The 24,634-nt window shown below is 65.0% G+C and carries 28 protein-coding genes; 16 read left to right on the top strand and 12 right to left on the bottom strand.

Annotation, left to right across the window (positions count from 1 at the left end; all coding sequences use genetic code 11):
• Positions 1-479 (bottom strand): cation transporter (locus MQH31_RS20305; RefSeq protein ID WP_243013564.1); only part of this gene is annotated, 479 nt, incomplete at its 3' end.
• An 898-nt stretch (positions 480-1,377) separates the two neighbouring features.
• Between MQH31_RS20305 and MQH31_RS20310 the strand changes: the two genes are divergently transcribed.
• The 11 genes from MQH31_RS20310 (at position 1,378) to MQH31_RS20360 (ending at position 7,632) form a co-directional block, all read left to right on the top strand.
• Positions 1,378-1,971 carry a DUF305 domain-containing protein gene (locus MQH31_RS20310; protein WP_243013565.1) on the top strand — a complete coding sequence of 198 codons (594 nt, stop codon included), beginning with the start codon at positions 1,378-1,380 and terminating at the stop codon, positions 1,969-1,971.
• Positions 1,972-2,112: 141 nt separating this feature from the next.
• Complete coding sequence (locus MQH31_RS20315; protein ID WP_243013566.1) at positions 2,113-2,478, top strand: BlaI/MecI/CopY family transcriptional regulator; 366 nt, start codon at positions 2,113-2,115, stop codon at positions 2,476-2,478.
• Complete coding sequence (locus MQH31_RS20940) at positions 2,475-3,554, top strand: M56 family metallopeptidase (RefSeq protein ID WP_243013567.1); 1,080 nt, start codon at positions 2,475-2,477, stop codon at positions 3,552-3,554. The genes MQH31_RS20315 and MQH31_RS20940 overlap by 4 nt, the downstream gene beginning before the upstream one ends.
• A 110-nt stretch (positions 3,555-3,664) precedes the next feature.
• Positions 3,665-4,642, top strand: a complete 978-nt coding sequence (locus tag MQH31_RS20325; protein WP_243013568.1) for a cytochrome c biogenesis CcdA family protein — start codon at positions 3,665-3,667, stop codon at positions 4,640-4,642.
• Positions 4,639-5,310: a peroxiredoxin family protein gene (locus MQH31_RS20330; protein WP_243013569.1), complete on the top strand. Its 672-nt coding sequence runs from the start codon at positions 4,639-4,641 to the stop codon at positions 5,308-5,310. The genes MQH31_RS20325 and MQH31_RS20330 overlap by 4 nt, the downstream gene beginning before the upstream one ends.
• The gene (locus MQH31_RS20335; RefSeq protein ID WP_243013570.1) at positions 5,307-5,591 is read left to right on the top strand and encodes a hypothetical protein; all 285 of its coding nucleotides are present in this window, start codon (positions 5,307-5,309) and stop codon (positions 5,589-5,591) included. The genes MQH31_RS20330 and MQH31_RS20335 overlap by 4 nt, the downstream gene beginning before the upstream one ends.
• Before the next feature lies 1 nt (position 5,592).
• Positions 5,593-5,805, top strand: coding sequence for a hypothetical protein (locus MQH31_RS20340; protein ID WP_243013571.1), 213 nt, complete (start codon positions 5,593-5,595; stop codon positions 5,803-5,805).
• Positions 5,802-6,026: a hypothetical protein gene (locus MQH31_RS20345; RefSeq protein WP_243013572.1), complete on the top strand. Its 225-nt coding sequence runs from the start codon at positions 5,802-5,804 to the stop codon at positions 6,024-6,026. The genes MQH31_RS20340 and MQH31_RS20345 overlap by 4 nt, the downstream gene beginning before the upstream one ends.
• 91 nt (positions 6,027-6,117) lie before the next feature.
• Positions 6,118-6,732, top strand: coding sequence for a thioredoxin-like domain-containing protein (locus tag MQH31_RS20350; protein ID WP_243013573.1), 615 nt, complete (start codon positions 6,118-6,120; stop codon positions 6,730-6,732).
• A gap of 101 nt (positions 6,733-6,833) precedes the next feature.
• On the top strand, positions 6,834-7,037 hold the full coding sequence (locus tag MQH31_RS20355; RefSeq protein ID WP_243013574.1) for an SHOCT domain-containing protein: 204 nt from the start codon (positions 6,834-6,836) through the stop codon (positions 7,035-7,037).
• A gap of 13 nt (positions 7,038-7,050) precedes the next feature.
• Positions 7,051-7,632 (top strand): recombinase family protein, encoded by a 582-nt coding sequence (locus tag MQH31_RS20360; RefSeq protein ID WP_243013575.1) that lies wholly within the window; start codon positions 7,051-7,053, stop codon positions 7,630-7,632.
• Between the two features lie 51 nt (positions 7,633-7,683).
• Here MQH31_RS20360 and MQH31_RS20365 read toward each other — a convergent pair whose 3' ends face one another.
• Complete coding sequence (locus MQH31_RS20365; protein ID WP_243013576.1) at positions 7,684-8,370, bottom strand: cation efflux transmembrane domain-containing protein; 687 nt, start codon at positions 8,368-8,370, stop codon at positions 7,684-7,686.
• The gene (cmtR, locus tag MQH31_RS20370) at positions 8,367-8,720 is read right to left on the bottom strand and encodes a Cd(II)/Pb(II)-sensing metalloregulatory transcriptional regulator CmtR (protein WP_243013577.1); all 354 of its coding nucleotides are present in this window, start codon (positions 8,718-8,720) and stop codon (positions 8,367-8,369) included. The genes MQH31_RS20365 and cmtR overlap by 4 nt, the downstream gene beginning before the upstream one ends.
• Before the next feature lie 66 nt (positions 8,721-8,786).
• On the opposite strand from cmtR, the gene MQH31_RS20375 reads away from it, so the two are divergent.
• The gene (locus MQH31_RS20375; RefSeq protein WP_243013578.1) at positions 8,787-9,701 is read left to right on the top strand and encodes a cation diffusion facilitator family transporter; all 915 of its coding nucleotides are present in this window, start codon (positions 8,787-8,789) and stop codon (positions 9,699-9,701) included.
• A gap of 382 nt (positions 9,702-10,083) precedes the next feature.
• Here the strand turns inward: MQH31_RS20375 and MQH31_RS20380 are convergent, their stop codons facing one another.
• From MQH31_RS20380 to MQH31_RS20405, 6 genes are all read right to left on the bottom strand, one after another.
• Positions 10,084-11,355: a hypothetical protein gene (locus tag MQH31_RS20380; protein ID WP_243013579.1), complete on the bottom strand. Its 1,272-nt coding sequence runs from the start codon at positions 11,353-11,355 to the stop codon at positions 10,084-10,086.
• 8 nt (positions 11,356-11,363) lie between these two features.
• A complete protein-coding gene (locus tag MQH31_RS20385; RefSeq protein WP_243013580.1) occupies positions 11,364-11,630 on the bottom strand; it encodes a hypothetical protein in 267 nt (88 codons plus the stop codon).
• Between the two features lie 123 nt (positions 11,631-11,753).
• The gene (locus MQH31_RS20390) at positions 11,754-12,101 is read right to left on the bottom strand and encodes a sulfate permease (RefSeq protein WP_308196494.1); all 348 of its coding nucleotides are present in this window, start codon (positions 12,099-12,101) and stop codon (positions 11,754-11,756) included.
• A gap of 169 nt (positions 12,102-12,270) precedes the next feature.
• Positions 12,271-15,849 (bottom strand): MobF family relaxase, encoded by a 3,579-nt coding sequence (gene mobF, locus MQH31_RS20395; RefSeq protein WP_243013582.1) that lies wholly within the window; start codon positions 15,847-15,849, stop codon positions 12,271-12,273.
• Between the two features lie 621 nt (positions 15,850-16,470).
• The gene (locus MQH31_RS20400; protein WP_243013583.1) at positions 16,471-16,770 is read right to left on the bottom strand and encodes an SHOCT domain-containing protein; all 300 of its coding nucleotides are present in this window, start codon (positions 16,768-16,770) and stop codon (positions 16,471-16,473) included.
• A gap of 69 nt (positions 16,771-16,839) precedes the next feature.
• Positions 16,840-17,439, bottom strand: coding sequence for a plastocyanin/azurin family copper-binding protein (locus tag MQH31_RS20405; RefSeq protein WP_243013584.1), 600 nt, complete (start codon positions 17,437-17,439; stop codon positions 16,840-16,842).
• Between the two features lie 140 nt (positions 17,440-17,579).
• Between MQH31_RS20405 and MQH31_RS20410 the strand changes: the two genes are divergently transcribed.
• The 3 genes from MQH31_RS20410 to MQH31_RS20420 all read left to right on the top strand — a co-directional run bounded on the left by MQH31_RS20410 (position 17,580) and on the right by MQH31_RS20420 (position 20,755).
• Positions 17,580-18,269, top strand: coding sequence for a response regulator transcription factor (locus tag MQH31_RS20410; RefSeq protein ID WP_243013585.1), 690 nt, complete (start codon positions 17,580-17,582; stop codon positions 18,267-18,269).
• On the top strand, positions 18,266-19,642 hold the full coding sequence (locus MQH31_RS20415) for a HAMP domain-containing sensor histidine kinase (RefSeq protein ID WP_243013586.1): 1,377 nt from the start codon (positions 18,266-18,268) through the stop codon (positions 19,640-19,642). Before MQH31_RS20410 ends, MQH31_RS20415 begins: the two co-directional genes overlap by 4 nt.
• Positions 19,643-19,723: 81 nt before the next feature.
• Positions 19,724-20,755, top strand: a complete 1,032-nt coding sequence (locus tag MQH31_RS20420; protein WP_243013587.1) for a LacI family DNA-binding transcriptional regulator — start codon at positions 19,724-19,726, stop codon at positions 20,753-20,755.
• 33 nt (positions 20,756-20,788) lie between these two features.
• Here the strand turns inward: MQH31_RS20420 and MQH31_RS20425 are convergent, their stop codons facing one another.
• From MQH31_RS20425 to MQH31_RS20435, 3 genes are all read right to left on the bottom strand, one after another.
• Positions 20,789-23,098 (bottom strand): heavy metal translocating P-type ATPase, encoded by a 2,310-nt coding sequence (locus MQH31_RS20425; RefSeq protein WP_243013588.1) that lies wholly within the window; start codon positions 23,096-23,098, stop codon positions 20,789-20,791.
• Positions 23,098-23,571, bottom strand: a complete 474-nt coding sequence (locus MQH31_RS20775; protein WP_279239375.1) for a heavy-metal-associated domain-containing protein — start codon at positions 23,569-23,571, stop codon at positions 23,098-23,100. Before MQH31_RS20775 ends, MQH31_RS20425 begins: the two co-directional genes overlap by 1 nt.
• A 75-nt stretch (positions 23,572-23,646) precedes the next feature.
• Complete coding sequence (locus MQH31_RS20435; protein ID WP_372488200.1) at positions 23,647-23,976, bottom strand: metal-sensitive transcriptional regulator; 330 nt, start codon at positions 23,974-23,976, stop codon at positions 23,647-23,649.
• Between the two features lie 172 nt (positions 23,977-24,148).
• Here MQH31_RS20435 and MQH31_RS20440 point away from each other — a divergent pair, with 172 nt between their 5' ends.
• A complete protein-coding gene (locus MQH31_RS20440; protein ID WP_243013590.1) occupies positions 24,149-24,613 on the top strand; it encodes a hypothetical protein in 465 nt (154 codons plus the stop codon).
• Positions 24,614-24,634: the final 21 nt, after the last annotated feature.

The raw sequence follows: 24,634 nt of genomic DNA on the forward strand, positions 1-24,634 counted from the left end.
AGGAACCGGTTACGCATATCCCGGATCATGCTGGACATCGTCATGGAGCCATGGCCGCCGCCGTGCCCCATGGCGTCCTGCTTCGTCCGAGTCGGAGTTGCCGCGCGCACGGTATGGGCATCCGAGGGCGGCTGAGTGATGTCTCGTGTCGGGCTGGGGTGTCCTGGCGCCGTGACCGCGGGATTTGCACGGCCCACGATCTGGTCCGGGGAGGCACTGCTGGCGGCCAGCGGGTCGCAGATGTGATCGGGCACGGACTTCCCATCGCAGTGGTATCCACACTCGCGCACCCATCGGGCGAGGTCATCGACCGATGTCTGCCTCGGGTCGAAAGTGATTGTCGCCGTCTGCGCGACGACGTTCGTGTCAACCCCCAGCACGCCGGGGCGTCGCGACAGGACCGCATCCGCGACGGCTTTGGATGACGCCCACCCCACGCCCCGTACTTGCATGATCGTGGTTTCGGTCGACTGGCTCATTCGAACGATCCTCTCTGAAACATAGATAGTGCTCGGCGCCGGTTCGCTGTGTCCCCGGCTGCCGATACCCACCATCCTATACCCCCTAAGGGTATCCGCGTGCATGCGACCACCTTGATGAAGCAACGGGGCGCTCCACTACGCGTTGCGAAGCTGGGCCTTTCTTCGGGGAATTCGGTCGGCTCTCTCAGGCCACCGGGAGCATCCGTTGGCTACAGTGTGAGGATTGCCACGTCCGAACCGCGACGGGAAGCAGGCGACGGAAAGAAAGGGGACAGCGTGGTGGAAGCCCAGGCAAGTGTGCGCGCATTCCCGGCCGCGCGGCTGCGCCGTGCGCTCCTCGGAATCCTCTCCCTTGCAGCCGTTGTCTTCGGCTTAGTGGCGATGCATGCGGAAATGGCGGTCGAATCCGAAGCCTCACCACATGCCCACGCCATGCTTGCTGCGCACTCGGGCCCTTCAGCCGCAAGCACCGAGGACTCTGAACTCGATTCGGCCTTGGCCTCTTTCCACGGGACGTCGCACCTGCCGTCGACGTGCCCCGGCATGTGCACCGCCGATTGCCTCATGACAGGGTCCGCCTGCACTGCCGGCCCCATCGCGCACTCCCCCAATTCTGTAGCTCAGCACGCAATTCCCGTCGTTGTTGACCGCTCTGCTGAGCGCACAGTCCCCGCTCTGGCGCGGCGCCTGCCTCTACAGCGACCACCCTCGCTGACGGTCCTCTCAATCAGCCGCGTCTGATCGACGATTAATAGCGCGCTTCCACCCGGCACGGGCGCACAGTCTCCGTTTCCGACCTTTCCGTGACTCGCTCTGCCCGCGAGCACGTTCCTCACCTCTGGATCTCCCCTCGTGGACCAGAATCACACCCCTTGTTCGACAGATTGGATTCCCCATGATTTCCCTTCGCATTCCCCTCCTGGCCGCCACCGCACTCGCCGCAGCCATCGCCCTGTCCGCGTGCTCGGCCGGCGCCACCACGGCCGGCGGCGCCAATGCATCTGCATCCTCCGCCCCCGCCGCATCGACAGCGGCGTTCAATGATGCCGACGTCTCGTTCGCCATGCCGATGGTCGACCACCACCAGCAGGCGATCACCATGGCCCAGGCCATGCTCGACAAGACCGGGGTCGATCCTCGCGTCACCGCTCTTGCCGAGCAGATCAAGGCGGCCCAAGGGCCGGAGATCACGATGATGAGCTCCTGGGTCACAGCGTGGGGTGCGACCGCCACCAACATGCCCGGAATGGACATGAGCTCCGGTTCCATGACCGATGGGGACATGGCCGCGCTGGACGCTGCGACCGGTCCGGCAGCGGACAAGCTGTTCCTCGAGCAGATGATCCAGCACCACCAGGGCGCGATTGACATGGCCAACGTCGAGCTCAAGGACGGGCAGAACCCGGACGCGCAGGCGCTGGCCACGAAGATCATTGCCGACCAGACGGCTCAGATCAAGCAGATGCAGGACATCCTCGCCACCCTGTAACCGACCCGCCGGCAGGCCGCGGAGCGTCATCGGCACTCCGCGGCCCCGCTGCGCCTAATTCCCTTAGGTGACTAGGATTAGATTGACCTTCCTTTTCTGGTCCGTTCGCGAGTTACACCAACATTTTGAAGGGGCTCGACCATGGCGAAGTTCGGTGATCTGGAAAACGCGATCATGAACGAGGTCTGGCAGGCCGAGAACCCGCTCCTGGTACGGGAAATCCTCGACAGACTCAATCGCGGGCTCGCCTACAACACCGTTCAAACGGTCACCGAGATCCTCAATCGCAAGGGCTGGCTCAGCAAGGAACGGGACGGCCGCGCATTCCGCTATGGTCCCGCGGCCACCCGGGACGACTACGTGTCCGGACTCATCCGCGAGGCGCTGTCCTTCGCCGACGACCGGGCGGCAGCACTCGTGGGCTTCGTCGACGAAATGCCCAACGACGAAGCAGCAGAACTCCGCCGTCTGCTTGCCGCTGCGCATGAGAATGAGCCGCAGCCGTGATTGTCGCGATCACTCTGACCCTCTATGCGATCACGCTCTCCGTCGCCGTACCCCCTCTCCTGCTGCGAGCGAACTGGGTTGATCGCGCCCCCCGGCTGGCTATCGCGACCTGGCAGGCCCTGACGGTCGCGGTCGTGGGTTCTCTCGCACTCGCCGGCCTGTCCTTTGCGATTCCCATCGCAGGCCTCGGCGGGAAGGGCCTCATCGAGGTCCTGCAGGCCTGCGCAATGGCGCTGCAGCAGCAGTATTCGACACCGACCGGAGCCGCCGTCGGTATCGGCGGGGCGCTGCTGGCTGGCACTGTTGTCACTCGCAGTTTCTGGGGCCTGGCTTCTACGGGCGCCCGGATGTCACGGGAGCGAAATGCACATCGTCGAGTTCTGGACATGGTCGGGCGCCCGGATATTGATCGCGACTTCGTCATCCTCGAATCGGCGGAAGCGGCCGTCTACTGCATGCCGGGACTCCACCGGCGCACCGTCGTCACCACGGCCGCACTGCATGCCTTGACCGACGAAGAACTCGTCGCGGTTTTGGCCCATGAGCGCGCACACCTCACTGAACGGCATGACCTCGCCCTGGCATTCTCCGTGGCACTGTCGCAGGCCTTTCACGGGCTCCCGCCTTTCCGGCTGGCTGCGCGGGAGACGGCCCGCCTGGTTGAACTTCGTGCCGACGATGTCGCGGCTGAACGAACCCACCGGCTCACGGTCGCGGCGGCGCTGCTGGCCGTCGTAGCCGTGCCTCCGCACGCGGTGCCGGCCGTCGCACTCGGAGCGGCAGGACCTGGGGCTGCGGCCCGGGTTCGCCGGCTCCTTCCCCCGCGCCAGTCAGTGGGCCGCTTCCCCGTGTGTGCAGTGTCGGTAGCGATCGCGCTCCTGCTGATCGCGCCCGGACTAGCCCTCGGCTGGCCGGCCGTCACAAGCGCAGATCACGCGTTGTGTCCCGCCGAGCCGGCAACCAGCCTGTCGGCATCTCTTTCTCCGAGATCCGGCAGCGCGCCTGCGCCGGCAACGCCTGCTGCGCATGCCCCGTGTGCCGTCGACAGCATGGACGAGGCTCGCTTCTCCAGCTGACTTTCAGCTTCGACACGCCAACTAGACAATCGCATCCCAATCACCTAATCTCCTTAGGAGGATAGGTGAATGTCCGCGCAGGACGCGGCCCGGGTGAAGGCGAAGAATAAATGGAGAATCTACTGTTCGGCGGCACTCTGCTCGCCGCCTTTCTGGGCGGCCTGGTCGCCCTGCTGGCTCCCTGTTGCGTGTCGGTGATGCTGCCCGCCTACCTGGCGTCGGGCATGAGGCGGCGTTCCGGCATCGTGGGGGCGACCTTGGTCTTCGCTGCCGGGGTCGCCACGATCATCGTGCCGATCGGGTTGGGAGCAACGGCCTTGATCGGCCTGATCTCCGGCCAGCACGCGATCGTCTTCACGATCGCCGCCACGGCGATGCTGATTGGAGGGATTGCGATGCTGTTCGGCTGGAAGCTGCAGCTTCCGATGCTCGCCCGCCGCGTTCCCGCCGGCCACGGCCTCGCCTCGGTCTACGGACTCGGCGTGTTCTCCGGCGCGGCCAGCTCGTGCTGCGCTCCGGTACTGATCGGCGTAGCGGTTCTCTCCGGCGCAACGGCTTCGTTCCCCGCGGCACTGGCCGTTGGCCTCACCTATGTGGCCGGAATGGTCGCCCCGCTCGCCGTTCTCGCGCTGGTCTGGGATCGGAAGGACTGGGGCTCAAGCAAGTGGTTGCAGGGACGCCAGATCACCCTGCGTGTGGGTCGGTTCAGCCGCAAGCTCGCCGTCGGTAGCTTCGCCTCCGCCGTCCTGCTCATCGTGATGGCCATCCTCACCTATATCCAGGCCGCCGTCGGACCCGGCATGACCTCCGGCGGCTGGCTCGCCCAGTTCGGTGCCGACCTCCAACACAGTGTCTCCGTCGCGACCAAAGCGCTCGCCTGGCTTCCCGGCTGGGCCGTCGCGATCGTACTGGTTGCCGGAATCGGCTACTTCGTCTGGCGCGCCACCCACCACACCGAACCCAAACCCCAGGAACCAAGCCGGGCGTCGACCGGCGAGCCGGTTGAACCAACAGAATCTGACTCCAGTTGCTGCAGCGATGCAGCCCCCGAAACCCCGACACTCACAGGACAGGACACCACCAAATGAGTTCCGCCCCCAAAAACACGCAAAAGGCTCCCGCAGCCCGATCGCGCCGCCCCGGCTGGTTCGGCTGGATCACCGGGCTCCTGATTGCCGGCATCGTCCTCGCCGGCCTCTACAGCGTCTTCGCCAGCGCGAACACCCCGAAGACTGCAGCCGCCGGCACGACGACGCAGTCCACCTACGACGTCGGAACCCCCGGCATCGGTCAGCGCGCCCCCGACTTCACCCTCGCCGACAACTCCGGCGGGAAGATCTCCCTCGCCGACTACTCCGGCAAAAACGTGCTGCTCTTCTTTCAGGAGGGCCTGGCCTGCGAACCATGCTGGACCCAGATCACCAGCCTGGAAACGGACGCCGCGAAGCTCCAGGCCGCGGGAATCGACGCCGTCGTGTCCATCACAACCGACCCGGCCCAGCAAATCGCCCGGAAAACCACCGACATGGGCCTGAAAACCCCAGTCCTATCCGACCCCGACCTGGTCACCTCTAAAAAGTACCAAGCCAACGAATTCGGCATGATGGGCACCAACACTGATGGCCACAGCTTCATCCTCGTGGGCCCCGACGGCACCATCAAATGGCGCGCCGACTACGGCGGGGCTCCGAAGTACACGATGTTCGTACCCGTCGACCAACTTCTTCTCGACTTGAAGACCGATACGACGTCATGATCGCCCTGACCCTGCTCACTCAAAGCGACTGCCCCTCCTGTATCGCGGGAAAACGAGTGCTTGCCGAACTGTCCGCCGAATTCGCCCTCCAGATCGACGAGGTCGACGTGAACAGTGACACCGGCCGTGCGATCGCCCGTGAGCAGCGGCTGGCCTTCACCCCCGGGCTCGTCGCTAACGGCCGGCTGATCGCGCACGGGCGCCTGTCGACCCGCGCCCTCCGGCGGAAATTCACCACCATGATCGAAACCACCGAATCAAACCAACCAGAAGGATCCTGACATGCAGCAATTCCTCTACATACTCCCCGCCCTGATCTGCCCCGTCGGGATGGGCCTGATGATGTGGTTCATGATGCGCGGACGCGGCCACGGCAAGACCGTCCACGGTCCTGAAGAACAGGAACTCGCCCGCCTGCGCGCCGAAGTGGCCGCCCTCCGCCCCCAGGCCGCGGCATTCGACGAACGCCACCCCGGGACTGGACCGACCGCGTGATCCCCATTCTGATCTCCCTGGTCGCAACCGTCGTTGCCGCGGCGCTGACCTGGCGGTTCTGCATGCGCCCCATGCTGCGCAGCCGAACCGCCCCGTCCGACGCCGGCTGCTGCGCTAAGCCGGCGTCGGACGTCCAAGCGGACATTCAGGCCGCCCGAGCCGAACTCACCTCGCTACAGGACACCATCGGGTATATTTCACCTGACCCGAAGGACAGCTGACATGGCTCGTGAAACACCCCCACACTCGGACGACCACTCAGCTGGCGGAGGTCACGGAGCCCCGCCGGCCTCAGTCAAGCAGCAACGAGCCGTGCGTCGGGCAGAAAAAGTCGCCGCCCTCAAGCGTGAACAGTCCAAAGCGAAGCGGAACCGAAAGATCGGAATCGCCGCAGCCTGGTCCGCTGCAGGGATCGTCGTACTCGTCATCGTTCTCGTCGTCACAACCACCGGCGCCCCCAAGAACGCGGCGACGTCGGCGTCCGTTGACGGCGTGCAGACCTTCCCGAAGCAGACTTCCCAGCACGTCACCGGCACGGTGAAATACAATCCGCTGCCGCCGGTGGGCGGAGACCATTCCGTCACGCTCCTGAACTGTGGCGTGTATTCCGAGAACGTCCCCAACGAAAACGCAGTGCACTCGCTCGAGCACGGCGCCGTGTGGGTCACCTATGACGCTTTAAAAGTGACGGGTGATCAGCTCGCGGCTCTGCGCAAGGAGATCCCTTCGACATACGCGATCCTGTCTCCGTTCGCGGGGCTTCCATCGTCGATCGTCGCATCGGCCTGGGGCACGCAGCTCGACATCAGCGACCCGGCCGATCCCCGACTCGCGGCATTCATCGCCAAATACAGGGGCGCCGCAACCGCTCCCGAACCCGGCTCCCCCTGCACCGGAGGCCTGGACGGACCGGGCAAGGTGTCCTGACCTGCAGCGTCGCCAGAGAACACCAATTCCACGAATGAACGTCAAGAGAATGTGAGCACAACATGATGGGTTACGGCGGGATGGGCTGGACAGGACCATGGATGATCTTCGCGTGGATATTCGCCATCGGGGGAATCGTTGCCCTGGCGTTTGCCATCTACCGGCTCTTCCATGGAGATCGCCCTCAGCAGGACAATAGCGCCGGACCCAGCTCGGCCAGAACCATCCTGGACGAACGTTTCGCACGCGGTGAAATCGATGAGAACGAGTATCGGCAGCGTCGCGAAACCCTCAACGGCAGGTAGCGAAGGGCCGAACGTGGGCACACTGATCGGGTATGCCCGAGTTTCACCGCAGGCCCTGGAGACCGACCACCAAGTACGAGACCTCGCCGCTGCGGGCGTCCGGCCGGACGACCTCTATGTCGACCATGGCGTCAGTGGCGCTCGCACAGATCACTCCCTCCTGGAGCGTGCGATCGGCACCCTTCGGGAGGGCGACACTCTCGTCATCACCACGCTGGCCAGCTTGGGACGCTCTACCTCCGACCTTTTGGCGCTGACTGGGACGCTCCGTGCTAACGGGGCAGCCTTCCGAGTCCTCGACATCAGCGAGTCCACAGACAACTCCAGCGCCTCGGGACGGAACACAGTCCTCACGGTTCTGACTGCCGTCGCCGGGATGGAATTAGAGGTGGCCCGGGAACGCATCCGCGAAAGCGTCTTCAAACGGCGTTCTTCGAGCACACGCCGCGGCGGTCGTCGGAAGACCTTTACCGAGCACCAGATCCGCAATGCTCTCCGACTCATCGAATCCGGCGAACAACCCTCACAGGTGGCCCGGGATCTTGGCATGTCCCGCACTACGCTTTACCGCCGCATCAACGACATCCAACCGTGACGCGGATTGTGCCTTAGTCCGTCCGGTGTCTTCCGCTTTCAGAGTCGCTGGCTAGCAGCAGTGGTCGTCCTCGATGACCCGCTCCCCGGTAAGTGCGCTGATCGGGACCGCGCAACTCTCACCCTTCCACGCTTCGAGGCCTTCACGAATAGCGAAGGCCGCGATCACGAGAGCGGCGATGGAGTCGGCCCAGGCCCAACCCAGCAGGGAATTGAGCACAAGGCCCACGAGGAGAGCTGCGGAGAGGTAGCTGCAGATGAGGGTCTGTTTCGAATCGGCGATCGCCGACGCGGACCCCAGTTCGCGGCCGGTTTGACGTTCGAACCAGCTCAGGAACGGCATTACCGCAAGACTCACGGCGGCAAGAACGATGCCCACCGGACTGTGTGCGGCTTCACGGAGGCCGAAGAGGGACGACCCGGCCTCGACGATGACGTAGGCCGCTAGGGCGAAGAAGGCGTATGCGATTACGCGCAGCGCCACCTTTTCCCGTTTCTCCGGATCCGGAGCGGCGAACTGCCATGCGATCGCGACGGCGGACAGGACTTCCACGATCGAATCGAGCCCGAAGCCGATCAACGCGGCCGACGACGCCACGTTTCCCGCTGCAATGGCGATGACCGCCTCGACGACGTTGTAGGTGATTGTGATGCCGACAATAATGCGGATGCGACGCTGGAGAAGCAGTTTCCGGGCAACATCGAGGACGACGCCAGGGCCGTTCGTCGTGGCGCTCACTCGAGCCTGCCGCAGCAGAGAGGCTGGTCACAATTCTCGTCGACGCAGGCCGTGCCGCAATCGACCGCAAGGACAACGTCGAACAGAGACTGAAGCGCCCGGGTCAGATGCCTGTCGGCAATTTCATACCGAGTCTGTCGTCCTTCGGGCACGGCGACAACAAGGCCGCAGCCGCGAAGACAACTCAGATGGTTCGAAACGTTTGAGCGGGTAAGGTCTAGTTCTCGGGCGAGCTTCGCCGGGTAGCCAGGTTCCTCGAGCAGGCTCAACAGGATTTTGGATCGGGTGGGATCAGCCATCGCGCGCCCGATCCGGTTCATCACGTCCAGACGTGAGGCAATAGTCAGCATGTAGTGACTATACAGTCTAGGATGACCATTGGTGATTGTGCCCACAAAGCAACGGCGGAGACGAATATGACAGAGCACGACCACGCCCTTGCCGGCGCTTCCGGTCGCCGACGACTCGCGATCGCCTTCGGAATCACCTCGACAATCCTGGTCGCAGAAGTCATCGGCGCTATCCTCACCGGTAGTTTGGCCCTGCTGATCGATGCGGCCCACATGCTCGTCGATGCAGGCGGGCTCCTAATCGCTCTTGTAGCGGCAACTCTCGTTACGCGTGCCGCCACGGCCCGCCGGACGTGGGGTTATGCCCGGGCTGAAGTGCTCGCCGCTACCGTGCAGGCGGCTGTTCTTCTGGCGGTCGGGATTTTCGTGTTCGTCGAGGGTATTCAGCGTCTCATCGCGCCTCCCGAAATTGCGTCAGGTCAACTGCTCGTCTTTGGCGTCATCGGATTAGTCGGGAACATCGCTTCGATCACGGTCCTCGCCAGCGGCCGAGACTCAAGCTTCAACCTGCGCGCAGCATTCCTCGAAGTTGTCAATGATGCCCTCGGATCCGTGGCCGTAATTGTCGCGGCGATCGTGATCGCGATGACAGGATGGACGCGCGCGGATGCCGTGGTCGCCATGCTGATCGGCGTACTCATTCTACCGCGGACGTTCACACTCCTCCGAGAAACGGTCGACGTACTGCTGGAATCCACGCCGAGAGGGCTGAACCTCGACTCGGTGCGGAGCCACATCCTGGAACTCCCGCATGTCCGGGCAGTGCACGACCTCCACGCGACACAAATCGCAACGGGCCTGCCCGTTCTCACCGCACACGTCGTCGTTGACGACGAATGCTTCTACGATGGGCACGCCTCAACGATCATCGATGACCTACAGAATTGCGTAGCTGAACATTTCGAGATCTCCGTCGAACACTCCACCTTCCAGCTCGAGCGCGCCGTCCACGCCGAACACGAGAACCACACCCATAAGTGACAAATTCGAGCCTCGCCTGTCGCGGACGCTCATCCGGTGAGGTTCCAGAAACCCAACACAGGGCTGTGGACGCGTTCATTAACGCACGCCCTCAGGAGCGGTTGGTCACGAAGCATTGGAAGGCGTGCACGTTTGACACCATTCGCTGTCTCGTAAAGCCGGGGATACAAGACGTCTCACGGCCGCCACCGTTCCTCCTCAGAATCGGCGGAACCACGTGGCTGCGAGTCTCATAACCACGTCACATATCCTCCTGGGCGAATTCCGATCCGCACCGTTAGTTCTGAGACACCACAAGAGCAGGTAATGAACCTGATCAAGCACGTTTCGGCGCGCACGTATTGCCCCGGGTGACATCTCGGTCTGGCACGCCACCGCTTAACTATCCGTACGGCCGTCGTTGAATGCGATACTCGGCGGTTCCCACATGCGGTTCAAATGACATCACCATGTGCAGCTTCGCGGCGCGGGCAGCGTTCCGAGCATCCTCGATCGTCAGCCTGTTCGTGGGCACGCGCTCAATGACCTCCTGCATCGCGAGCCGCACGACCAGTGACTCGAGAGGTACAGGCGGCCTTCCCCGTTGAGCCCCTGCCCTGTTCTCCATCTCCGCATTGGAGCCGAGCCGAGCACTGTTGCGGTGCACATGCGCCACGACCGTTTTCACCAGGCGGTCGAACTGCTGTTGCCGCTCTTCGCGCCGAACCACTGCTTTCGTGCTCCGCACGGCTGCTGCGACATCGCGGCTGGTCAGCAAATCGACGCGACGCAGGCGTTCGGTGACTAGTTCAACTGCTCGGGCGTAGACGATATTGTCGACCGGGACCGACGCAAGCCCCATGCGCGCCCTGGTCGCCAGGTAGGCCCCCGCGAATTCCCGCATCCGTGCACCGTTCTTCAGCATGTGCTCCGTCAGCGATTCGGCGAACACGGTGAACTGGCGCAGGTGCTCGGGCAGAGCGTGATCGCCGAAGTAGGCGTCAGCTTCGCGTTCGTTGGCGCGGCGCTCGGCGGCGGTGACCGGATGGACTTGTTTCGGCGGGAGTCCGGCCCGGCTGAGCGTGCGCTTGAGGCGTCTTGCCGCTGCATTGGCGGCGAGTTCGGCCTGGTAGGTCTCGGGGTCGGCGCGACGGCTTCGCTGCGATTCAGCAAGGCGTTCCTTGTTGCGCTCGGCCCACTGTTTGCGTGCCTGCTTGGTGCGCTCGGGGTCGGCATCCCGTCGGGCTGCGGCTCGGGCGTTCACCTCGTCGCGGTGCTTCGCGTAGTAGCGGTTGTAGTACTCCCTGACCTTGCCCCGGTTCTCCTCCACCCACCGGCGTTGGTACTCGCGCACCTGTTCGGGGTGCTCTTCCCGCCAGCGCTTCGCACGCTCTCGCCCCCGAGCACGGACCTCAGACTCTCGTTTCTTGCGTAGCGTGGCTCGACGCATTGAGTCGCGATTGATTTCTCGGGCACGCTCGAGGTGCTCAGCCCGCCAGCGTCGATTCAAGTCGCGGAGCCGGTCACGGTTGGCCTCCACCCACCTGCGCCTTTTCTCGGCTTGGCGATCAAGGTGAGCCTGTTGACTCGCCTCGTCCTTAGAGTCATTGTTGGCACGCGGCTGGTCCGCCAACTTCTTCAACGGCGAGGCGTTCTCGGCGGATGGAACGTTCATGACCCCTGCTACTCGATCGGTGGCGGTGCCAGCTCAATGACGAGGGCGAGGAGTTCGGAGCGATGCGCGGTGGGGTTCGTGATCACGTGCCCGATGGCGGTACGGAGGCGTTCGGCGTCCTCGAGGGCGATCGCGGAGACGGGCTCCATGCAATACGCGATGTCCTTCTGGAGGCTGTAGTCGTCGTCATCGACCACGATCTCCGGATAGTAGAAGAGCGCGGCAAGCGCGGCACGACTGAGCAGATCGTCGAACTGTTCCTGCGGAATCATCACAGTGAAGCCTCCTACGGTAGACATGTTTGAGCCCATCCTGCCGCGAATAGGAGGTGCGCCGACGGTGACTGGCCGGACGGAGGTGTCCAAGGGCCGCCGCCCGTGCTGTCAAACAGACCGGACTCAGCCGCGCCTCGATGACAGCGCCGGTTCCTCGAGTCTCTCGAGCTCGATCCCAGGTTCGATGCTTCCGTGGACCCCGGCCGACATCGCGTGCCGCTGCGCCCGGGCTTCACCGCTGCGCACTCGAAGCAGCCCGATCAGCGTCACCGGTCCGGCGAAAAGGAACTTGAGCGCGTTCCATACGAAAAGCAGCGACAGCACATTGAGCCAGCCCGAGCCGCCGGCTTCGACCACCCCTGCGCAGAACATCGCAGCGAGTGAGTACGGGATCGCGAGCAGCATCGCCGGCACTCCCCACTTGAGACCGTGGCGAGTGTGGATCGCGTCGAGCACGATGTTTGTTGGCATGAACCGTCGCAGTGCGTAGTGCATGCGGGCGGTGACTGCCCAGATGAGTCCGAACATGCTGCAGCCTTTCAGGTGTTCGGCAACAAGAACCTGAGAGGACTGCCCGATAGGCGGGAGTCATGCCATCGCGACGAGCGATGGCGCGTTATATGGATCGCCTAGAAATAGTCTAGAACCGGATGCTGGCGGGCGGAAGCCCTGCTGCGACAGTAGGTCTGGGGCCATCGTAGGCGTGGCGTTCTTCTGCGAGATGCGGGGCAGCGTCGAGTGCGGCTCGAGCGTGGGCGAAGTCGAGTCTCTGTGCCGTCGCTTCCGGCGCCAGACCGAGCGGCCTCCCGCCCACGATGCCGTAGCGGTCCCGATAGGCCGCAACGGTGCATCCGTGCAGTCGCCATGCGGCGGCCACCGATCCTCGTGGCGCAACGCCGAGGGCCCGGGTCCAGGTATCCCCCGTGAGTAGCGCTTCGTCGAGTGCGGCGCTCGCTCGCGCTTCGATCAGGTCACTGCGCTCGTCGAGGGCGCGGCGAGAGGCCGCATCCATCGGGCCGATCGCCTTGGGGATGAGCCCGGCAACGAGGCGCGGTATCCGGCGCGAGCGACCCGCCCCGGAATCTCGCGCGGTCGCCGACGCGACTCTGGTTCGAAGAATGGCCGCGACGTCCTGTGCGTCCTCGAATCCACGGGCCGCAACAACACGTGCCAACAGGTTCGCGATGTCGAAGTGGTGGGCCTCGGCTCGCCGGAGCTCCGCGGTCAACGGCCCGAACGCATCCGACTCGATGACCTCGTCAACGTGGCCAGGTGAGAGGCCGCTTGCGCGCACCAGCGACACCCACCGATCGTGCTGCGCGGCCGCCGCAAGGGTCTCGTACTCCGCCGCGAGTTGCGCGATCGATCCCCACGCATTCTGCTCTGCCGTGATCGTCTCGTGTGCGGATAGTTCTGCACCGACATGCTGCAGAACGCCGTAGAGGATGCTGCGCGCGCTCGCATCGTCATTGTCGCCGGGGCGAGGCCCGACGTGGGCGACATCGGGTCGATCGACGGCGACGTAGGCGGAATTGGCCTCGCGACCTCGGGTCATCGCGACGTAGAGATTCTCCCGCGTCATGCCGGGCGCGACGACGACATGCGCCGTGTCGGTCGTGATGCCCTGCGCGCGGTGGGAGGTGATCGCGTAGCCCAGCTCGACGTGACGCGTGACGTACTCGGCGGGAAGCCGCACCGTGCTCCCCCACCGTCGGCCGTGCCGCCGCACCTCGACCGAACCGTTCCGGTCAACTCCGATCACGGCCCACCGGTCGCCGTTGCGCACCCAGGTACGGCCCGCGCGAAGCCCGCGATCGTTACGGCGGGTGATGACCGTGTCCCCGACGGCCGCGCAGGTCCCGTCATGGAGAGCGACTTCGCGGAGCGCATCGACACGACCTTCGAGGATCAGTTCGGTGCGGGCGCGCACGTTCAGCGCCATCACCGCCTCGGTCGAGTCGCTGATCAGAACCGTCACTCGGCCAGCTCGGGCGTCTACGCGCCAGGCCTCATACGCCGCCTCCGCCATCGCCTCGGTGTCGCCCTCGCGCACCCGGTCGTGCGCAAGGTACAGGTCGATCGACTCGGGGTTCCCCTGGCGAAGTCCGAGGGATGCCGTCTTCTCCCAGTCGTTGACGAAGCGGTGTACGTCGACGAGTTCTGGCGCATCGGCCCGATCATGAACGAGCAACGACAACGCGCCGCCCGCGTCGACTGATTGGAGCTGGGCGTAGTCGCCGACCAGGAGAACCTTCGCGCCGGCATCCGCGGCGAGAGCACTGATGCGGTCCAAGGACAAGGTGCCCGCCAAGGATGCCTCGTCAATGATCACGAGCTGACCGGCACTGAACGTTGCTCCGTTGACGAGATGGTTGTGCCACCACTTCGCCAAATTCTCGGTGGTGATGCCGAGGTCCTCGGACAACACCTGAGCGGCGGCGGCCGAGGGAGCGAGCCCGACGACGGAGCCCGAACCCTGCGCTGTCTCCCACGCCCGACGAAGCGCATTCATCGCGGTCGTCTTGCCAGCGCCGGCCGGACCCACCAGCACATCGAGCACTCGGCCCGAGCCGGTGATCGTTGCCAGAGCCGCAAACTGGTCCTCAGCAAGCACTCCCCCACCAGGCAACCGCGTGCGCGCAGCCGATCGCAGCGTTGCCGCCGCGACACGAGGCCCGGTCAGATCGCCGGCGCGCTCGAGCAACCGAGACTCGGCGTCGAGCAGCTCGGTCGAGGTGAACACCATGGAGTGCTTCGGCCGGAAGACCGACGTGCCGTCATCCCGTTGGAATGCGGCCGGGCTCGACGCAAGCTCGGATGGCGTGATCCGCAACGACGCGCGCTCGGCGACATCGACAACGCGCCCGATGACAGCCTCGCGATCGGAGGCCGACGCGAAACGGTGCGGCATCGTTTGGCGCGCCGCCTCGGCCGTCAAATTCCAGTGCCGCCAGGTTGCGCGCTTCTCGCTGACCGTCCTCATCACGCTCAGCCCGAGCGCGTCGATTGCCTCGAGCGGCACGTCCTCAGCTCGCAACACCAACACTGATCGGTTCGCGGATGCCGCGCTCACTACCGTCGTGATGTCTCCCCCGAGTACCCGCGCGGCGCGTTCTCGCCACGCCGCGGTGAGTTCTGCAAGCGAGTGCACTTGCTTCACGGGTCGGGTGGAGAGCGTGGCCTGCGCGCGAAGCTTCACGATCATCACTGGATTCGGACGACGACCGTGCCGGCTTACGTAGGCCTCGATCAGCCGGTCGGTCTCGACGTCGATGTGCCGCGACCTCATCGAGAACTCCGCGACGAGAGCCTCGGGAACAGTGCTGATCGCCCATGCCAAGTGGCGATCTCGCCCCCGTTCCCGCATCTCCCACTGCACGCCCAGGGATCGCGTGAGAGCGTCTGCGAACAGGGTCTCGTGCAGTTCGGAGAGCGCCACCACGGCCTCGTGCATCGGCCGGCCGTCGAGTGAACGCCACTTGCCGTCGAGCACGGTCAGCACCTTGTTGCTGATCACCACATGCGTGTGCAGATGAGGGTCGCCAGCCCTGCTGTCGAAGTGATCGAATGCCGTCGCGATCAAGCCGGTTACATCGACCTGCGCAACGGCGCCGCCCTGCGCCGTTGACCCGGTCCTCGTAGCCGCAACCTCCCGCTCCATATAGGCCAGCACCTCGGCAACCGCCGCATGGTGTGCCTCCGCGATGAGCGCTTGCGTGGGTGCGTCTGCAATGCCCCAGAGGATGCTCGCCGACTTAGGAATCGAGAACGTGAAGTCGTAGCCAGCGACGGCTCGCCGCTGCCCCGCTCCCGACTGGTCGCCAGCGGATGCCGCGGCGACCGACGCTCGCCCGGTGGGGCCGGCCTCGCGACCACTCTCACCTCGAGCGGCCGAAGGTCCGTCTGCGGCAGTCCCATAGACTGGGTAGGCGCGCCCAAGGGCCTCGCCGGTGACCGGGTCGCGGCCCAACCCGATCAGAAGCTGCAGCTGCGTCTCCTTGACGACGCCACCCTCTACGATGAGACCCCCGCCGAGACTCCGGAGGCCCCCGCCCATCCACCGACCCGGCGGTGTTCCCTCCGCGGTGTAGTAGCGTGTCAGCGGCGTCGACAGCGAGCGTTTCCCGTCACCGGCGGCGACTGTGCGCAGCAGGTACTTGTACCCATCCCCCGCACTCATCACCCGCATCGACACCGTCACCGCGCCCACCTCCGCCATCGCAACAAAGGTGCGCCGCCTCGATCTGCAAGAGGCGTGGCAGTTCCGAGTTTCGAATTCGAAGCGGTCACTCAGGCGTATTTCAGGCGAAGCTGGCGCTGCCGGTGTGGCTGACTGCTGGCCGAGATCGCGACGGGTCAACGATCGTGCCTCGGCCCGGGCCGCTGGGCATCCGCAGGCAAGGGTCGCCCCTTGAGGTATGCCATCCGGGCGATTTCTTCGACGCCTAGTATCGCCCGGACGGTGTTGGCGTTCTCTTCCTAAGGCCACGGCGCGACGAATTTGTCGACCTCGAGTTTCGAACATGACGCCACTCCCCTCCAGGGGGAATCGGTTCAATCCACGAAAGCTCCCGACTCCGCTGTGCCCCTTGAGGGATTCGAACCCTAGTCACAGCCCAGTCGGAGCCTCGCACAGGGCTAAATTCCGCGTAATTTCAACGTTTTTCGGTCACTGTGGCACGTTGTAAATCAGGGTGATTTCCGACAAGTGTGGGCAAAATGTGGGCACGGACGACAGATTAAGGTAGAGATCGGGGCCGGTTCGCTGGCGAATACCACTCGGCCGCGCGACACTATGCAGCCGTCTGGACGACCGCCGAGGGGCTTGGCCTGATTTTGTCTACTGCTCTCTACTATTGCCGTCGTCAACTCCGCCCGACGGAATGCCGAGCACCTTCAGTTGTGCCCGATATTCGTCTGCCGTCACGTCTCCGGCGGCGAAGCGCTCGTCCAGAATCTGACGAGCCTTGCTCGGCTGCACGACTCCTGCAGGGGGCAATGGTGCCACCCGCTGATCGTTGCGCTGTGTCGAGGCGCCAGTAGATCGGACTGCCCAAATGATCAGTAGAACTATGCCCACGATGACCAGGATTCCAAACGGCCAACCCCACGCCATGTTCATTCCGTTGCCCCACATCATTTTGTCTCCTTCGTTTGTTTGATTTCGACTGCTCGGAAAATGCTTGGGATCCTGCTGGATCCATCGCTGTCACGACACGGTTAGTTCCCCATACATCCCGGCGGCGTAGTGGCCCGGCAAGTTGCAGATGACTTCGTAGCGTCCCGGCGCGAGGTCGAGGGTCACCCAACCGGCGCTGCCCGGAGCGATACCGGTACCTTCACCGGCGTTGCACGTGGCCGAGGCCTCGCCTAGGCTCGCAGTTTCGTCGACTTTGTTCCCGCCGGAGATCGACCGGCTGCCCGCGACTTGCGAATCCGCGAGCGGAAGTATGACGAGCTCGTGGCTGATGCTGCCGGAATTGGTGGCGACAAAGGAGACAGCTCCTGAACTGACACTGGACCGGTCGAGGCTCAGATTCATGGCCCCGCGGGGCATCATCCCGTTCCTGGTGTTGCCGCCCATCATCCCGTTGTTGCCTCCCATCATGGAACCGCCCATGTTCCGCAGCGACACGTTCACGACGGTGCCAGCAAGCTGTGGTGTGGTGCAGGATGATCCGCCCGCCGTACCAAAATCTGGCGTTCCACCGTTCATGGCGCTGACGGCACCGACGGACAGCCCGGTGAGACCGACGATCGTCGCGACCGCGCCGGCGATCGCGGTGGCGATGAGTGTGTTCCTGCTCATGATGTTTCTCCTCCAACGAGTGGGTTGATGTTCCCCACTCTGCGCGTCTGGTGTGCAGATGGGCTGGCGTGCGTGTGGAGATGGTGTGGAGGTTTGCGGCGACGGAGTCTCTGCCCGAATGACGGGCGTTAGGGTGAGGTATGCCCACCGTGCTGGTCGTCGAGGACGAGCGTGATATCCGCGACATCCTCCGTCGCTACCTCGAACGAGCCGGGTTCTCGGTGCTCACGGCAGCTTCGGGAGCAGAGGCGCTGCGGCTTCTGTCTGCGTGCGAGCTGGTGCTTCTCGATCTGGGCCTGCCCGATATCGACGGCACCGACATCCTCCGGGAAATCCACACTCTCGGGACCCTCCCGGTGATCGTTCTCACGGCGCGCAGCACAACGGAGGACCGCATCCAGGGGCTGGAACTCGGCGCCGACGACTACGTGACGAAGCCGTTCAGCCCCCACGAAGTCGTGCTGCGCGTGCAGGCCGTGTTGCACCGGTATGGCGGTTCGACGACCACGACCGGGCCGAAAAGCTACGGCGACCGACGGTTGCGAATCGATGACAGTGCCCACCAGGCGTGGCTCGACGGCGCAGCGCTCGACCTGACCCCCACCGAATGGGGACTCCTAGCGGCCGTATCCGCGGCTCCCGGGCGGGTCTACTCCCGGTATGAGCTGGTGAACCGCGTGCGCGGCTACGAATACCCCGGGTATGAGCGCACTATTGATTCCCATATCAAGAATCTTCGCCACAAGCTCGGGCCGGGCGGTGCCGACATCATTGAGACCGTGCTCGGCGTCGGCTATCGACTCGCGCTCCGCCAGGACGACCCCTCATGAGGGTCCTGGGCCTCGGTTCCCTGGGCCGCCGGCTCCTGCTCGCGTTCACACTCGTGGCCGTGTCGTCGGTGCTCGTGCTCAGCGTCGCCGCGCTGGTCGGGGTGGATCGGGGCGTGCAAGTCACCCAACAGGCCGACCGCCAGCAGATCGCGGACTCCGCGGCCGCAGCAGCCGCCGATGCTTATCGATCGGCCGGAGACTGGGCCACCGCAGAACTGGGCCGCACCCTCGCAATCGGGGACGCCGCATCAGCCGGTCTCACGGTCGTGGACATGACGGGTACTCCTATCCAGTCGAGCGGTGGCATGATGGGCGGCAACACCGACGGGCAGGACATGGGGATGGGCTCGGCGATGCGCCAGACCGTGGCCTCGGCGGCGGTCATGGTCGACGGCACCCAGGTCGGCACGGTCCGGATGACGTTCGGAATGATGGCCGGGACCACCGTGTTCGACGTCACCTGGTCCTGGATCGCCGTCGCCGCCGTCGCCGCCCTCGTGATCGCGCTCGGCGTGAGCTGGTTCGTCGCGCGGCTGCTCGTGCGCCCGATCCGGGCCATGACGGATGCTGCCCGGGCGTTCACGACCGGTGACCGGCAGGCTCGTGCCGCCGGGCCGGCTCCGGGTGAGCTCGGCGAGCTTGCGTCCGCGTTCAACGGCATGGCCGATGCGGTCGTTCGCTCCGATCGTGATCGGCGCACCCTCACCGCGGATGTCGCCCACGAACTCCGCACTCCGCTCGCGGCCCTGCAGGCCGGGCTCGAAGAACTGCGCGACGGCCTCGTGGAGCCGACACCCGAAAGCCTTGCGGGGCTGCATGACCAGTCGCTGCGGCTGGGACGCATTGTCGCGGACCTGGCCGAACTGTCGGCGGTCGAGACGGCTGGCCCGTCACTGCACCTGGCCACCGTCGACCTCGCTCAGGTCGCCCGCGACGCTCTGGCCGAATGGGAGCCGCGGCTGCGGGCTGCCGGCCTCACTGTCACCGCGCAGCCGTCCGGTTCGGCCTGGGTGCGCGCAGACGCCGACCGGTTGCACCAGGCCGTCGGAAACCTGCTGGCCAATACCGCCCGGTACTGCCGGCCGGGCGATTCCGTGACCGTGGCCGTGGCGATCGACGACGGCCGGGCGGTGCTCAGCGTCGGCGATACCGGCCCCGGCATCGCCGCCGACGAGCTCCCGCACATCTTCGACCGGCTCTGGCGCGGCCGGGACGCCGCCCGGGTCTCCGGCTCGGGGATCGGGCTGGCCCTGGTCCGCGAACTCGTCGCCGGCCACGGTGGCACCGTCGATGCGACATCCCTGCCGGGAACGGGAACGACAATCACCATTCGGCTGCCGGGAACGCGGGCTCCCGGAGTCGGGGCCCGATAACCACCGAGGTCTCTGTGAACTCGGTTCCCTGAGTGAGCTGGCGCGCGTTCTTGGATTTGTGTGACCTAAAGTGGGGGCCTAATGTCCCAGAGCAACGCAAGCAATCCAACAGTCGATGACGTGGCTCGACTGGCCGGAGTTTCCATCGCGACTGTGTCTCGTGTTCTCAATGGGTCCGCACGCGTCAGTGACGACAGGCTGACGCGGGTTCGCGCCGCGGTTAACGAACTCGGTTTCCGGCCGAACTCAGCAGCCCGTTCCTTGGCAAGCCGCCGTGCCAGCATTGTTGCGGTACTGGCCGGAACCACCTTGACCTTCGAACAAGCGGAGATCATCCGAGGCATCGAGGAGAGTGCCCGAGAAGCGGGTTACCTCATGAGCCTCACCGCGCTCGGCGGTGCCGACGACGACAGCATCGATCAGTCTCTGTCGCTCGTCCTTGACCAGGCAATTGCGGGTGTGATCGTGCTCACTTCCGATCCGGCAGGGGTTGCCACACTCCACCGAATCCCAGCAGGAATCTTCACGGTCACTGTGGCAGGATCGCCCGAAACGGTCGTTCCGCACGTTCCGCTGCATGACTCTGGAGCAGCGGAGGAACTCGTGGCCTACCTCCTGGGGCTCGGTCATACGACGGTGCGCTGTGTGGGCGTTCGCGCCTCGCCGAATGAGGACGAGCGGATAGTGGGCTGGCGCCGTGCCCTGCGTGCAGCGGGGGCCGCGATTCCGGAGGTCATTCACTCCAGTGAAGAACCGAACTCGGGCTGCGCCATTGGGCGCCAGCTGGCTCGCTCGCCTGACGTCACGGCGGTCTTCTGTGGCAGTGACGTTCTCGCCATGGAAGTCATGCACGGTCTCGCCGAAGGCGGAAGATCTGTCCCTGACGAGGTCAGTGTCGTCGGTTTCGGCGACCATCCGCTTTCGGCGTTGTGGTGTCCCGCGCTGACGACAGTGAAACAAGACTTCGCTGGCCTGGGCAATCGTGCTTTCTTGGTACTGGAGGGGGTGATAGCGGGTTCCCTCGGGCGAGGATTTATCTCGGACGGTCCGCTTCTTGTTATCCGTGACAGTGCGGCACCACCCGTCAAGTCGAGCGGTGCCGCACCGGTCTGAAATCGTCCGATCACTCTGTTGCTGCGCCGGCCATCAGGCGTGGGTAGTGGACCGCTCCGGTGCCGTACTCGTGGAGAGGGAGGGGTCGATGACCACGTCAAGCCCGCGGAATCCGCGGAGCCGGAGGCTGTTGCTCACCACGAAGACCGAGGACAGCGCCATCGCGGCGCCGGCGATCAGGGGGTTGAGCAGGCCGAGCATCGCGAGCGGGATCGCGGCCACATTGTAGGCGAAGGCCCAGAACAGGTTCGCCTTGATCGTGCCGAGCGTGCGCCGGGACAGCCGGATCGCATCCGCCGCCGCGACGAGGTCGCTGCGGATCAGGGTGAGGTCGCTCGCCTCGATCGCGACGTCGGTTCCGGTGCCCATCGCGATGCCGAGGTCGGCGGTGGCGAGTGCGACGGCGTCGTTCACGCCGTCGCCGACCATGGCCACGACCCGACCCTCGGCCTGCAACGCGCGGATGACCTCGGCCTTCTCGGCGGGGAGCACGCCGGCGCGCACGTCGTCGATGCCGACCAGGGTACCGACGCTGCGGGCGACGGTCTCGTTGTCCCCGGTTAGGAGCACCGGGGTCAGGCCGAGACGGCGGAATTCTGTGATCGCGGCGGCGCTCGTGTCCTTGACGGTGTCGGCGACGGCGAGGATGCCGCGGGCCACCCCGTCCCAGGCCACGGCGACACTCGTCTGGCCTTGATTCTCACAGGCGGCCAGGGAGTGGGCTAGTTCGGGCGGGAAAGCGATGGCGGCGTGGTCAGTCAGCCACTGCGGGCGGCCGACCAAGACGGTCCGGCCGTCGACGACAGCTTGTACTCCGAGGCCGTCTGCGGACTGGAACGATTCCGCCGTGGGAAGTACCGCGATCCGGTCACGTGCGCCGGAAACGATGGCGCGGGCGATCGGATGTTCGGAGCCCGCTTCTGCGGCGGCTGCGAAGCCGAGAAGCTCATCTTCGCTGAGGGCGCCGGTTGGTACGACCGCGACCAGGGTCATTTGCCCGGTGGTCACAGTGCCCGTCTTGTCGAGCACGATCGTGTCGACACGCCGGGTCGACTCCAGGACCTGCGGGCCCTTGATCAGGATGCCGAGCTGCGCGCCGCGCCCGGTTCCGACGAGCAGGGCCGTCGGGGTGGCCAGCCCGAGTGCGCACGGGCAGGCGATGATGAGCGTGGCTACGGCGGCGGTGAAAGCGACGACCGGTCCGGCGCCCAGGCTCAGCCAGACCACGAGAGTGCCCAGGGCGAGGGCGATCACGATGGGCACAAACACCGCGGATACCCGATCCGCCAGGCGTTGGACGTCCGCTTTGCCGGTCTGAGCTTGCTCGACGAGGCGCCCGAGTTGGGCGAGTTCGGTGTCGGCGCCGATCCGGGTTGCCCGGACGACGAGCCGTCCGCCCGAGTTGAGGGTAGCCCCGACGACGACGGCGCCCGGACCGACCTCGACGGGCACGGCTTCGCCGGTGAGCATGCTCGCGTCGATCGCTGACACGCCCTCGACCACGACGCCATCCGTGGAGATCTTCTCGCCCGGGCGCACCACGAACAGGTCACCGACGATGAGCGAGGAGGTCGGCACGATGGTTTCGACGCCGTCGCTGAGGAGTGCGGTTTCCTTGCTTCCCAGCTCGAGCAGCGCACGGAGTGCCGCGCCGGATCGTTTTTTGGCGCGTGCTTCGAAGTAGCGTCCAGCGAGGATGAAGACGGTGACCGCGGATGCGACCTCGAGGTAGATCTCGCTCGCGCCACCATCAGCTCGGGCCGTGAAGCTGAATGCCATGGTCATACCGGGAATGCCCGCGGTGCCGAAGAAAAGCGCGAAGAACGACCAGCCCAGGGCAGCAAGCACCCCGATGCTGATCAGTGTGTCCATCGTGGCCGCACCGTGCCGTAGGTTCGTCCACGCGGCCCGGTGGAACGGCCAGGCACCCCAGACGGCGACGGGCGCGGCCAGGGTCAGGGCGAGCCATTGCCAGTTGATGAACTGCAGCGGCGGAATTGCCGACATCGCGACGACCGGCGCTGCCAGGATCGTGGAAACGATCAGTCGTTGGCGGAGACTGGCGACGTCTCGGTCTTGCTGGCTCGGGGCCTCGTCGGCAACTGCCTCCGGCGGTTTCGGGCGTTCGGCCGTGTATCCGGTTTCTTCGATCACGGCGATCGCTTGCGCTACGGTCGTGCCCTCCGGCACAAAGACGCTGGCCTTCTCGGTCGCATAGTTCACCGTGGCCTCGACCCCGGGCATGCGGTTGAGCTTCTTCTCAATGCGCGCAGCACACGAGGTGCACGTCATCCCGCCGACAAGAAGGTCGACGTGTTCGCCGCCCATCCGGACGCCGCTCATCAGGACTCAGCGACTAACTCGTAGCCGGCCTCGTCGATGGCCGCGGCGACAGCCGTGCGATCGAGCGGGGCGCCGACAACAGTGACGAGGGAGACTCCGCCGGGGACGAGGGTAACGGTCACGTCCTCAGGGCGAGCCAACTTTCCGATTTCCTTCGTGACGCTGGCCACACAGTGTGAGCACGTCATTCCCAGAACCTGAAAGGTGTTCGTCGCCCCGTCGGCCGGAGTGGCGGCCTGATTGGCCCCGGAGTGAGTGTGTGTCCCGCAGGCGGAGGAGGTGCCGGCCTGATTGATCGAGGAATGAGCGTGTGTCCCGCAGGCGCACGAGGCGTCGGCCTGATTGATCGAGGAATGAGCGTGTGTCCCGCAGGCGCACGAGGCGTCGGCCTGATTGATCGAGGAATGAGCGTGTGTCCCGCAGGCGCACGATGCGTCGGTCAGGCCCAGGTCGTTTACTGTGGTTTCGCTCATGAGTGATATGTCCCTTCGATTACCCCAACGGGGTATATTCCCACTATACCCCTTAGGGGTACCACGATGCGACGATTACGAACGCACCAGGCGGGCGATGGCGTCGTAGGCTTCCTTGATTTTGGCCTCCGCTTCGTCCCCACCGCGCACTGCAGCGTCGAGCACACAATGGTTGAGGTGGTCGTTCAGGAGTCCGAGAGCCACGGATTGCAGCGCGCTCGTCATCGCCGACACCTGGGTGAGGATGTCGATGCAGTATTTCTCGTCAGTGACCATGCCTTGGAGTCCGCGTGCCTGGCCTTCGATGCGACGCAGCCGCTTCAGGTAGTCGTCCTTGTTGGAGATGTAGCCGTGTGGTCCACTATGGAGCTCCGCAGCCGCGGGTGTTTCGCTCACGTTTGTCATGACTGTTTGCCTTCCATCGCCCGAGTGGGTATACCCCCCTATGGTACAGGAGGTCGGGTCACTACCGCCCGACTCAGGAAGTTGCCAGCTGGCCGCGTGTTCCCCGCGTACGCTAGGGGGGTATGTACCGGTCTTTCGCCGGCGACGCGGACACGGGAGAGGAGAGTCGCGCATGTCTGGACGCTCCGGCATTCCCGGTTCCCGACCACGCGCTCTGAGTCGTGCCCTCGCCGTTTCGCTGGCCCTCGTTGGCGTACTGGTTAGCCTGCTCGCCTTGCATTCGATGCTCGATGCCCATGACGGTGTTCAGGGAGCGGCCGCCGGAGTCACACAATTCTCGGCGCACAGTGGCGAGACCCCGGCTGTTGCCGACAACGTCTTAGCGGCGTCGGTAGATCGGGTGGGCCCGCTGTCGGCGCTCAATACCTGCGGCACGGACTGCGCGGTGGGGTGCGCTCTGATGGCGGCAGGGTGCATCGTCCTCATCACGGTCGTCGCCATCGTCCTCCTTCTTCGGCGCCCTGCTCTCTTTCAGACGCTCAAGGACGGTGGGGGACGCTTTGTCCGACTCGTTGCCGAGATCCGCAATCATGTGTACTTTCCTTCACTGACGCTTCTGTCGATTAGCCGTATCTGATCACGGTCATTGGCGGGGACA

Source organism: Cryobacterium zhongshanensis, assembly GCF_022760445.1.
In the GTDB taxonomy this organism is placed as follows: domain Bacteria; phylum Actinomycetota; class Actinomycetes; order Actinomycetales; family Microbacteriaceae; genus Cryobacterium; species Cryobacterium algoricola.